Source organism: Phormidium sp. CCY1219 (assembly GCF_055795085.1).
This window is the reverse complement of the sequence record NZ_JAYFEQ010000505.1, coordinates 1-10,773: the sequence shown is the minus strand read 5'-3', so window position 1 is coordinate 10,773 and position 10,773 is coordinate 1. Positions and strand designations below refer to the sequence as shown.

Annotated in this window: 8 protein-coding genes; 4 read left to right on the top strand and 4 right to left on the bottom strand. The window is 51.3% G+C overall.

All coding sequences use genetic code 11. From position 1 onward, the window contains the following. Window positions 1–518: 518 nt before the first annotated feature. The gene (gene topA, locus AC0QH1_RS13330) at window positions 519–3,143 is read right to left on the bottom strand and encodes a type I DNA topoisomerase (RefSeq protein ID WP_324631641.1); all 2,625 of its coding nucleotides are present in this window, start codon (window positions 3,141–3,143) and stop codon (window positions 519–521) included. A 412-nt stretch (window positions 3,144–3,555) separates the two neighbouring features. On the opposite strand from topA, the gene AC0QH1_RS13325 reads away from it, so the two are divergent. The 3 genes from AC0QH1_RS13325 to AC0QH1_RS13315 all read left to right on the top strand — a co-directional run bounded on the left by AC0QH1_RS13325 (window position 3,556) and on the right by AC0QH1_RS13315 (window position 5,765). After that, window positions 3,556–3,783, top strand: coding sequence for a hypothetical protein (locus tag AC0QH1_RS13325; protein ID WP_324631640.1), 228 nt, complete (start codon window positions 3,556–3,558; stop codon window positions 3,781–3,783). Window positions 3,784–3,807: 24 nt separating this feature from the next. After that, window positions 3,808–5,412, top strand: coding sequence for an NAD(P)H-quinone oxidoreductase subunit N (locus AC0QH1_RS13320; protein ID WP_324631639.1), 1,605 nt, complete (start codon window positions 3,808–3,810; stop codon window positions 5,410–5,412). A gap of 131 nt (window positions 5,413–5,543) precedes the next feature. Further along, window positions 5,544–5,765 carry a hypothetical protein gene (locus tag AC0QH1_RS13315; RefSeq protein WP_324631638.1) on the top strand — a complete coding sequence of 74 codons (222 nt, stop codon included), beginning with the start codon at window positions 5,544–5,546 and terminating at the stop codon, window positions 5,763–5,765. Here AC0QH1_RS13315 and AC0QH1_RS13310 read toward each other — a convergent pair. Continuing rightward, complete coding sequence (locus tag AC0QH1_RS13310; RefSeq protein WP_324631637.1) at window positions 5,762–6,337, bottom strand: glyoxalase-like domain protein; 576 nt, start codon at window positions 6,335–6,337, stop codon at window positions 5,762–5,764. The two genes, AC0QH1_RS13315 and AC0QH1_RS13310, sit on opposite strands and share 4 nt — an antisense overlap. Window positions 6,338–6,778: 441 nt before the next feature. Here AC0QH1_RS13310 and AC0QH1_RS13305 point away from each other — a divergent pair, with 441 nt between their 5' ends. Further along, window positions 6,779–7,441, top strand: coding sequence for a sigma-70 family RNA polymerase sigma factor (locus tag AC0QH1_RS13305; RefSeq protein WP_324631636.1), 663 nt, complete (start codon window positions 6,779–6,781; stop codon window positions 7,439–7,441). A 167-nt stretch (window positions 7,442–7,608) separates the two neighbouring features. On the opposite strand, the gene AC0QH1_RS13300 is transcribed toward AC0QH1_RS13305, so the two are convergent. Beyond that, complete coding sequence (locus AC0QH1_RS13300; RefSeq protein ID WP_324631635.1) at window positions 7,609–7,824, bottom strand: high light inducible protein; 216 nt, start codon at window positions 7,822–7,824, stop codon at window positions 7,609–7,611. A 546-nt stretch (window positions 7,825–8,370) separates the two neighbouring features. Beyond that, complete coding sequence (locus AC0QH1_RS13295) at window positions 8,371–10,299, bottom strand: GTPase family protein (protein WP_324631634.1); 1,929 nt, start codon at window positions 10,297–10,299, stop codon at window positions 8,371–8,373. Window positions 10,300–10,773 lie beyond the last annotated feature (474 nt).

Here is a 10,773-nt window from a genome sequence, read left to right as displayed (position 1 = left end):
ATAGCGCAATGGTTATTTATCCCTAGTCCAACTCTCAGATATGGAAAAACATGCCTATTAGCGCAATGGTTATTTATTCTTAGTCCAACTCTCAGATATGGAAAAACATACCTATTGGCGCAATGGTTATTTATCCCTAGTCCAACTCCCAGGGATGGGAAAAAACTGTCCTGATGAGCGGGATGGTTATAATATTTTCATATAAGTAAGGTAGAGAATTTTTCACCTCAGAGGTGCAAGCGCGGTAATGACTATTTGGCTATGGATCGCATCAATCTGAGAAAGGCTATAAACGCGGTTCGCACTTGGGTAATCGTTTTAAAATCACTGTAGGCCATGATGGTAAGGATGAAGGGGGATAAAAAGGATTTGGGAAGCTTTTTATCGAAGCTTTTCTACTGAATCTGCATGTCAATCGTCTGGCGTGAAATTAGCCCGCGTCGGCGGGCTTAGGCTATCGAGAAGCAGAAGCGAGAGAAGGGTGCGTCAACCGTGGTAACGCACTCTTCTGTCAAACCTTAACTCTTTTTCTTGGTTGAGGACGAGGTAGATTTTTTGCGAGAACTGCGCTTCGACTTACCGCCACTCTTGGAAGATGCCTTAGCGGCGAGCAATTCTAACGCTTTTTCTAACGTCACCTCTTCCACCTTCATCCCTTCCGGGAGGGAAGCATTGGTTTTGCCATGTTTCACATAAGGACCATAAGGACCATCGTAAACATTCACCGGTTCTTCATCGGCGGGATGTTTGCCCAATTGGCGTAATGGTTCCTTACTTTTGCCGCCTTTTCGGCTGCGTCCTTTTTTCGGTTCCGACAATAATTGTAAAGCCCGGTCTAGAGAAACCGTTAACACATCATCACCGGCTTTCAGAGAACGATAATCCTTGCCTCCTTCTTTCCCTTGGTCGTGAACCACATAAGGACCGAAGCGTCCGAGTCCTGCTTGGATTTTGCCACCGGTTTCCGGGTGAGTGCCCAAAGTGCGGGGGAGGGAAAGCAGTCCGAGGGCTTGGTCGAGGGTAACATTTTCTGGGTTAACCCCTTTCGGGAGAGAGGCGCGTTTGGGCTTTTTGTTTTCCTCACTGGTTTCGCCGAGTTGGACGTAAGGCCCGTATTTGCCGATCAGTACGTAAACCGGCAAGTTGGTTTTCGGATCCACACCCAGTTCCTCGGGACCTTCGGTTTTTTGCTTGAGGATGGTTTCCACTTGTTCTGGGTCCAGGTCCGAGGGGGTCAAATCCTTGGGGATAGAAGCAGTGACCACGCCGTTTCCGTTTTCTGCTTCAATATAAGGACCATAGCGACCGATGCGAACTTTGGCGTCTAAATTGTCCAGTTCCACACTGCGCGCTTGATTCGGATCGATTTGGTCTTCTTGTTTCTTGACTTGGTTGTGCAGACCGTTTTCGCCGCGATAAAAATTCTCCAGATAGGGTAGCCAGTTGGCTTCCCCGGTAGAGATTTCATCGAGGGTTTGTTCCATTTTGGCGGTAAAGCCGGTGTCTACCAAGTCGGGGAAGTATTTTTCCAGCAGATCGGTGACGGCGAAAGCGGTGAAGGTGGGGACAAGGGCATTACCTTTGAGCATGGCATAGCCGCGATCGATGATGGTGCTGATGATGCTGGCGTAGGTGCTGGGGCGTCCGATGCCTTCGCTTTCGAGGGTTTTAACCAGAGAGGCTTCACTGTAGCGGGCGGGGGGTTGGGTTTCGTGACCGATCGCCTCGATATTGTTGCAGTTGGGGCGATCGCCTTCTTTCAGGGAGGGCAAAATCACCTCCCGGTCTTCCAGGGCCGCCTCAGGATCGTCCGACCCTTCCACATAGGCACGCAAAAAGCCGGGAAAATCGATCCGCTTCCCACTGGAGCGAAAATCTGCATCTTCCACGCGCAACTCCACGCTAATCAGGGTTTGGCGGGCATCTGCCATTTGGCTGGCAACCGTGCGCTTCCAAATCAAATCGTACAGTCTCAGTTCGCGCCCGGACAGACCGGTCTGTTGCGGGGTGCGGAACGTATTGCCCGCCGGACGAATCGCTTCGTGGGCCTCCTGCGCCCCTTTACTCTTGGTGGTATATTTCCGAGGTTTCGGGCTGAGATATTCTTTCCCATACATTTGCTCCACACAGGTGCGCGCCGCGTTGAGCGCTTGGTCGGACAAATGCACCGAGTCAGTTCTCATGTAGGTGATATACCCGTTTTCGTAGAGATTTTGGGCGATTTTCATCGTATCTCGTGCCGAGAACCGCAGCTTGCGGTTAGCTTCCTGTTGTAGGGTGGAGGTGGTGAATGGCGGGGCGGGTTTGCGGGTGCTGGGGCGTTCCTCCACATTCCGCACGGTCCAGGGTTTGTCCCCGAGTCGTTCCACTAAGGCATGGGCTTGCGCTTCATTGAGCAGCACCACATTGCGACCTGCGGCAATTTGGCCGGTGGCTTCGTCGAAGTCGCTACCGGTGGCAATTTTCTGGCCTCCTAGAGCCACCAGTTTGGCTTCAAAGGCGGTTTGGGAGTGGTTTAAGGTTGCTTTTAAGTCCCAATAGCTGCCTTGGCGGAAGGCGCGACGCTGCCTTTCTCGGTGGACCAATAGGCGCACCGCCACCGATTGCACGCGACCGGCAGATAAACCGGAGGCAATTTTTTTCCACAGTAGGGGCGAAAGGGTATAACCCACCAATCGGTCTAAAATCCGTCGGGTTTCCTGGGCGTGAACCAGTTGCTCGTCGATGTTGCGACAGTGGTTGAGGGCGCGGCGAATGGCTTCGCGGGTGATTTCGTGAAATACCATCCGCTTGATGGGGACTTTGGGCTTGAGCACTTGTAGCAGGTGCCAGCTAATACTTTCCCCTTCTCGGTCTTCATCGGTGGCCAGAATGAGTTCATCGGCAGATTTTAAGGCATCTTTCAGGGCTTTGACGACTTTTTGTTTGTTTTTGGGAATCACGTAGAGGGGTTGGAAGTCCGCGTCTACATTTACCCCGAGCTGCGCCCATTTTTCCCCTTTGACCTTTTCGGGAATTTCGTCCGCAGATGAGGGTAGATCGCGCACGTGACCCATCGATGCCTCTACGCGATAGTCGTTCGGTAGGAAGTTCCGAATCGTGCGGGCTTTGGTTGGAGATTCGACGATGACAAGGGTTGACATGGCACCTTTTTGGGATAGCAGCTTGGTAGACAGTCAGCTTTAGAGTTTTTGAGGGAGATGTCAAGGGGGATCGGTAAGGAAGGCATCAATCGGTGCGAGGCGGTTGCCTCGGTTGAGTCGGGATGGCGCAGGTTTCGGTTGTCAAGGGCAACCATAGGGTGGGCGATGTTTTAGCCAATCTCTATTTATATCCGATTTTCCAATGTTGGCCGATTGACTGGCATTGCCTCAGATGCAGGCCGATCGCCCTCTCTACCCAAGGCAGAACCTTCGGGATTCTCCACGGGGAACGAGGAAGGCACCCTAATATCGACTCACCCCTCGGAAAGCTGCCAGTCTGCACAGTTGGGGACAAGCTCCCTAAAATGACCCTAGCACAAGCGCTTGAAACTGAACATGAATCGCTAATCAAATGGCAGGGATGAGTTGCGGCGGCATCGATCGCCGGAATGGCTCGATTTTCTGGGGAGATGAATGGGCGCGCCAGCGATCGCTTCTGCCAGATGTCCCCGCGAATGGCACGCTCGTTGGCGGGGTTGGGGTGAGTTCCCCCTCGGATCGCGCAGATATCGCGGTAAGATGCAGTATTGTAACGAATTTTCCATCGACAGACTGCACCTATTGGTTGCGTTTGCGATAGTATTCCATCTGCCGATTACCCTTTATGAATTTAGCGAATCTTGCAGCCCAACTGAATGCTGGGAGAATCTTGCCAGAGGCGATCGTGGTCTTAACCTTACTGGTGGTCTTGGTTTATGACCTGCTTGTGGGGCGCAAGTCTGTGAAGGCGACCCCTTATCTGGCGATCGCGGGTCTACTCGCCGCGATCGTCGCCCTTTTCTATCAGTGGGACACCACCACTCCCCTCGCATTTTTCGGTGAGTTTAATGGCGATGCCCTCAGTGTCGTGTTTCGGGGCATTGTTGCCCTCTGTGCGGCGGTGACGATTTTGATGTCGGTGCGCTATGTGGAAAACTCGGGCACCGCTTTGGCGGAATTTCTGATGATTTTGCTCACCGCTACCCTGGGGGGAATGTTCCTTTCTGGGGCAAATGAATTGGTGACTGTGTTCGTTTCCCTGGAAACCCTGAGTATTTCATCTTACCTGCTGACCGGCTACATGAAGCTCGATCCGCGTTCCAATGAGGCAGCATTAAAATATCTGCTGATTGGTGCGGCATCTTCGGCGGTGTTTCTCTATGGGATTTCTCTGCTTTATGGGTTATCCGGTGGCGAAACTCGCTTAGATGCGATCGCGGCAGGTCTGGCAACTAGCGGTACTGGCCCTTCTTTGGGCTTGGTGATTGCTCTGGTGTTCGCGATCGCGGGCATCTCTTTCAAAATCTCTGCGGTCCCTTTCCACCAGTGGACCCCTGACGTTTACGAGGGTTCCCCCACCCCGGTGGTGGCTTTCCTCTCGGTGGGGTCTAAAGCCGCCGGCTTTGCTCTGGCTATCCGTCTGCTCTCTACCGCTTTCCCTTTAGTCTCGGAACAGTGGCATTTCGTGTTTACCGCCTTGGCTATCCTCAGTATGATCCTGGGCAATGTGGTGGCTCTCGCCCAAACCAGTCTCAAGCGAATGCTGGCTTATTCTTCTATCGGTCAAGCCGGTTTCGTCACGATTGGTTTGATTGCCGATACCAATGCCGGATATTCCAGTATGATTTTTTATCTGCTGGTTTATCTGTTTATGAACCTCGGCGCATTCACTGGCGTGATTCTGTTCTCTCTGCGAACGGGCACGGACCAAATTAGCGAATATTCTGGTCTGTATCAAAAAGACCCGTTACTCACTTTGAGTCTGAGTATTTGCTTGCTTTCTTTGGGCGGAATTCCCCCCCTGGCTGGCTTCTTCGGTAAGCTTTATCTGTTTTGGGCTGGCTGGCAAGCGGGTCTTTATTGGTTAGTTTTGCTCGGATTAATTACCAGCGTCATCTCGATTTACTACTACATCCGCGTGGTGAAGATGATGGTGGTGAAAGAACCTCAAGAAATGTCCGAATCTGTGAAAAATTATCCGGAAGTTCGCTGGAATTTACCGGGAATGCGTCCGCTACAAGTGGGTTTGGTTCTCACGGTGGTGGCCACTTCTTTGGCGGGCATTTTGTCTAATCCCTTGTTTACTTTGGCGAATGATTCGGTGACGCGCACGCAAATGCTGCAAGCGTCTCTGTCTGAATCTGCACCGGTTGCCACTTTAGAGATGCCGCACAATTCTTCTAATACTCAGGCGAATTCTGGCGTTTTCTCTGGCAATGATTTAAACTGAACTTTCTGTAGGGTTGAGTGTGGGAATCTATCGGAGAAATTCCCTCCCTCGACTGAGCGAGAAACGCTATTGTGGCGATCGCTTTTTCTGGCAAATTCTCTCTCGGGCTAGGATGAACTACCGTTCATCCTATGCCCTATTTTTTTTTTGTGAAGCTCATGGGGCATCCCGCGATCGCAAAAAGCCCCGCATCCCACTGGGTGCGGGTCTTTTTTAATGCGATATTTCCTCTGGGGTTGCGGGAATCTGGCAACAGGCGGAGGCGCGATCGCTGTCGGAAAACCCCCCCTACCGTGACGACGGGCAGCAATTTTTACTGCATCGCGATCGCTCCCCTTGCCCCCAATCCCTAATTCGACACTTCTGCTACCTCGATAACGCGCCCTTGCATGTCTTTGACTAAAAAATTTAAGGGCTTTTCCCGGCGCAGTTTGTACTTGACGCCATAAGTCTGCACGCGCATCAGCAACTGTTCGAGACAATCGCGATCGAACCCCACGTGGCGTTGCCGATTTTTATTTCCCAAACTCGCACCGCCAATAATGTGCAATTGGGTATTCTTCTGCAACTGATACCACAACCCGTCGGGGCCGTTCATTCCCGAGGTGGTTGGTGCCCCGACATTGGACATGTAAATGGGGTCAATTCCCGTACCACCGAGGGTTTGTTCGTAATTGTAATAGTAGTGCAGCGGAACTTCGGCGGCGGGCAGCTCTAGCATCCCTTCATAAAACTGTCGCGCCATCTCGAGATCCGACACCATCACCGTATAGACTTTCGGGGCACTGGTTAAAAACATCCACATCGCTACCGCATAGGCAGCAAGTAGCATAACCATGATCCCCTGGGTGGAAAACAGGCTATCGAGTGGCAGAGAAGGTAACAAAGCGCTTAACGTAGGATTAATGCTAATCGTTAAAACCATGAACTTTTCAGGGGTCAAAACCAAGGTTTGTCTCGAGCGATCGCCCGCTTTCCGGGCGCGTCACACCGACAAGGGTGTTTCACTCGGATTTTAATTAATTGTAACAACCCGCAAACAACCTCATCAAAACTTTACTGAATGCCCTGCATTGAGGATACCCCAACCCCCGCCCCGCCCCCCCTTTTGCCAAAACTTCTCCCCTCTACCAATGCCAGGGTGTCGATTCCGGTCATCTCTGGATATATTACAAACAGCGCCTCTGCGTATCTGGCGTTTGCTTCTCCCGTTTCACTTGTCCCCTTCCCCCTACCAACGGCATCGGGGTCTCCTCGGTGACATCTCTGGCGAAAATTGTTACAGTCAGGGGCGTCGAGGGCGTTCCCTCTGGCGCTACTGTCTCGGATTTGTCGAACCTTGCAGCTTTTGGAGTGACTCGAAATCGTGCAACCCCCTGTTTTTCCTGAATGCAACCATCCTGTGGTTAAGTCTCTGTTTCGCTACAGCGATCGCGAATTGCTGACTCTGTTTCAGCGCCATCCCGATGAAGGCAAATACTTTACAGCAATTTTCTGTCGCTATAGTTCGATTGTCTATACCCTCATCCAACATCACGCTAAATCTCCCGTTCAAGGAGACTATCTCTTCGCCCTGACTTGGCGTCATATCTTTCACGAACTTCGCGGTTTGGATTTGCGCTTCCACGAAACAGAATCCATGCCTTTTACCCTTCAAACTTGGTTGATTAATATGACGGCTTGGTGTATCGAACGCGCCGAACTACCTACAGTCGAATCGATTCACTATTCTCTGCAAACTTCCCCCCCTCCCCTATGGTGTTATGTGGAACAAGCCCTCGATTTGCTCTCCCCTATCTTGCGCTTAACTCAGTTGATGGCCAATACTTTCCACTGGAGCGAAACTCGCATTTCTGCTTATCTACAAGCGGAAGGCGAATCGGTTTCTCCCGCTGATGTTTCGGCATTACTTACTGAAGGCGCTGAGCGCTTGGAATCTTTATTACCCCGGGATATTAGAACGATTTATCTCGATGGCGACTCTACCCCGGTTAACTCTTCACCTGCTTTGGAACAAGTCCAATCCTAACTCGAAAGGCTGATTTCTTCCTAGAGACATTCCCCGTAATGTCTCTAATTTTTTATTCCCCAAAATTCATCGCCACAAAAAAAGGCACTCCCTGCGATCGGCGAGTGCCTTCAAAGGCTTGTCTATGAGATTAGGAATCGAACACGATAATTAATATGCCGCTTTTTTTACAAATTTTGTAAAAAATGAATGAGTCCATTGCCCGTCACCGCTTCAAACGCCAGCAATGAGGCAAATCCCAGCATCGCCAGTCGTCCATTCAGCTTCTCGGCGTAGTCGGTAAATCCGGCGCGCGGCGTCTCCTCTACATACATCTTCGGCTCAATGGCAAAGTTATTTAACTTATCACTCTCGGTAATAACCACGCCTCTTCGGGTATCCATTATCAAAGTCTCCTATATGGGTTTTGACCGGGCGGTGCGTCCGCCTTTGTAAATAAATGTAACAGACTTTGTTAAGTTTTGCAACAATTTTGCCGATTTTTTTGAAAATTTTTCCTTAGCCCCTACCTGTAGGGTGGTAAATGCCCACTAAACACCACATATGCCGCCTACCACCCAACCTGGCAGACGCTTATTTTTTACAATTCGTAATATTCCTTGTTGGCGATTGGTAATGTTTTCCTTAGTTTACACTTAGATTGCATAACTAGGAGGGCGATTGAAATCGAGCCTGGGCAGGCCAATTCCGCCTACGCGGACTATTTATCTTCCTGAGATGAGATGGGCAGCATAAAGTCGCACCTGCTAGTTGGCGATATTTTGTTATGCAATTTAGATGTTTTATTTTGTCAAAGCAATATCTAAGGGAGATTTAACAAAATTCTCAATTCTCCCCTTGGCCCACCGGTCTCGGGGTCATCAGTTTTTACCACAAAAAATATTATTTGTCAATAGGTAGGGTGGACATTGCCACCCTACCGTTGTGGATTATGCGGGTTGGGGAACTTGCTGTAGATAATCGGCAAATCGCTCTTGTACTTGTTCTAGAGTGAGATTTTGGCTCCAGAATTCGACCAAAGCGTGACCGAAAGCCCAAGCATTGCGATCGGGGGAACCAGAATTATCCCGCAGGAGGGGCCAGAGCGATCGCAGGTCGAAATTAAAGGGGTTGGCGTCGGGATTCAACAGGGAGAACAACTCATACGCCATCTGCAGTTTGCCGATGGTGACGGGCAATTGTTCCACGGGAATTTGTTCGGCTAGCACATAGGCTAACGTCGGCGATCCGGTGGAGACGGTGGAAATAAATCGCAGGATCGGACTTTTGACCAAGGCGGTGAGACCTTGGGTGGTTGCCATTTGGAAGGTATAGCGATCGATGATGCGGGCGGCGGCGACAGTGCGGGCTTCGCGATCGCGCAAAAAGCGGGCAATGCGCTGTTGTTTCGCCGGGGCGATCGCTTCCACCAGAGCTACAGATAAAGCTTCTGCATTCCAGGCGTTGCGGTTGCTCTGAGTGTCTTCCGTCACCAACGGGAAAACGCGATCGCACAGTTCTCCCAACTGTTCCTGACGATATTCTGTCGCTTCTCGAATTGACTTTTCTTTGGATTTGTCGCCCCATATCCAGTCATACGGCGGGTTCCACTCGCGGATCGGGCGCAGGCGATCCACTTGCGTGAGAATCGCGATCGTCGGTAAATCCGGCACTTCGGCTTTAATCTCCTGGAGAAAGTCTACATCCATTTGCAGGGCCGGATCCAAGGCGGGAGTCACTAACAATAACAAATCGGCGGTTTTCGCATAGTCCAGTACCCATTCGCGCAAATCCTCGCGGTGGACTTGTTCGTAACCCGGTGTATCGCAAAGGATGAGACTTTCTCCCGTCTCGCTGGTCCAGTTATAACTTTGGATGCGATCGGTACTGGGCAATACATCCACTTCGGCGCGATCGCTGTGAAACAAAGTGTTAATCGTGCTGCTTTTTCCCGCGCCGGTGCGTCCCACCAGCAAAATATTTACCGGCTTTTGCTCCACGCTTTCCACCGGTTCCGCTTCCGCCAGAATCTCTTGCAGGGTTTGGGTTTGCGCTTTCGGGAGGGCGGGGGTGGGAACTGTGGTGTCTGCGGTAGGTAACGTGCGATTTCCGTACAGGGCGATCGCTTGCCGGCAGAGGTTCCGCAATGCGGCTTCTCGCAGCATTTGGCTTAAATTGAACAGCAATTCCTGGGTAGCTTGGGTGTTAGAGCGTTGGCTGGCGACGCGCGCGATCGCGGCTACCGGGTTGAGAAACCACTGCGCCCAGCCCCAAGCTTGCCACAGTTTGCGGGCGGAGGGTTCCAGCTTGCGGTAAACTTCGTATCCCTGCACCGCCTGTCCCACAGTAACTTGGCTCAAAACCGGGGAAAGCTGCTGCATCCAGCGATCCATGTCATCCACGGTACCGCGAATCAATCCGTAAGCTTGTGGCACATATATACTGAGCAGGGGATATTTGACTTCCGGGTTATAGATATGCGCGATCGCCACCACCAAATCTTGGCACCGATTCCAAAAGGTTTGCCAGTCTTCCCAAATCGGGCGATCGTTGCGCGTTTGTGCGAGGAGTTCTTGCAGTGCCTCTTCCGCTTTCTGCGTGGCTTCATCGGCGGTAGGGAGGGCTTTGGTTTCTGTGGCTGATTCGGCTTCGAGTTCTTCCGTCACCTGGGCGATCGCCGCTTCTACCTGTTCCGTCATCGGTTTGGTCCATCGCACCAGCAACCACCGCCACCCGAGAAGCATCAGGGTGACTATCCCCCAAATCCAGTTAATCCCCCATTCGTGAATTTGCCACCCGGCTGACACCAGCAGGAAGGTTGCAATACTGGCGATCGGAAGTGCCAATATCACCCACTGCCACAATTTTAATCGGATCATTGTTTTATGCCTCCCTTGAGTCGCATTTTTGTCAAAATTCAAAAGGCTCTGGTTAACTCGATTGAGTGCAAAAATTGCCTTTGTGACAAGTGTAGCGTTTTCTTTCTCCTCCCTGCATGAAACGTCGCCTCTCCCTGCTGCGATCGCGCGGAATGTTTCAGCCGGGGGTAGGGAATTTATTCAAAACCCTCTGTCAACGCCCGCGCTTCAGGCACACCCTTCCCCACCATCGGCTGAAATGCGATCGATCGGGTATCGAAAGCCAAAAAACCTGTGGTAGAATCGATCGCGATCGCAAGATTGCGTTGACATGCAGTGTAGAATTTCCCAGAGGATCGCTATCCAAGTGTTCCTCAAGAAGTGCTAAACTGCTGAGTGCAACAGAAACGACTCCCAATGTCAGGAACCCCATCCCTAAAGGGAGGGGCTTGGTAAGACTTTATTTTCCCAAGCTCACCTGACCAGAAGACCAGA

What these genes read in the sequence shown, in the direction of transcription:
- topA (WP_324631641.1), bottom strand. Translation starts at nt 3,143, where the DNA reads ATGTCAACCCTTGTCATCGTCGAATCTCCAACCAAAGCCCGCACGATT.
- AC0QH1_RS13325 (WP_324631640.1), top strand. Translation starts at nt 3,556, where the DNA reads ATGGCAGGGATGAGTTGCGGCGGCATCGATCGCCGGAATGGCTCGATT.
- AC0QH1_RS13320 (WP_324631639.1), top strand. Translation starts at nt 3,808, where the DNA reads ATGAATTTAGCGAATCTTGCAGCCCAACTGAATGCTGGGAGAATCTTG.
- AC0QH1_RS13315 (WP_324631638.1), top strand. Translation starts at nt 5,544, where the DNA reads ATGCCCTATTTTTTTTTTGTGAAGCTCATGGGGCATCCCGCGATCGCA.
- AC0QH1_RS13310 (WP_324631637.1), bottom strand. Translation starts at nt 6,337, where the DNA reads ATGGTTTTAACGATTAGCATTAATCCTACGTTAAGCGCTTTGTTACCT.
- AC0QH1_RS13300 (WP_324631635.1), bottom strand. Translation starts at nt 7,824, where the DNA reads ATGGATACCCGAAGAGGCGTGGTTATTACCGAGAGTGATAAGTTAAAT.
- AC0QH1_RS13295 (WP_324631634.1), bottom strand. Translation starts at nt 10,299, where the DNA reads ATGATCCGATTAAAATTGTGGCAGTGGGTGATATTGGCACTTCCGATC.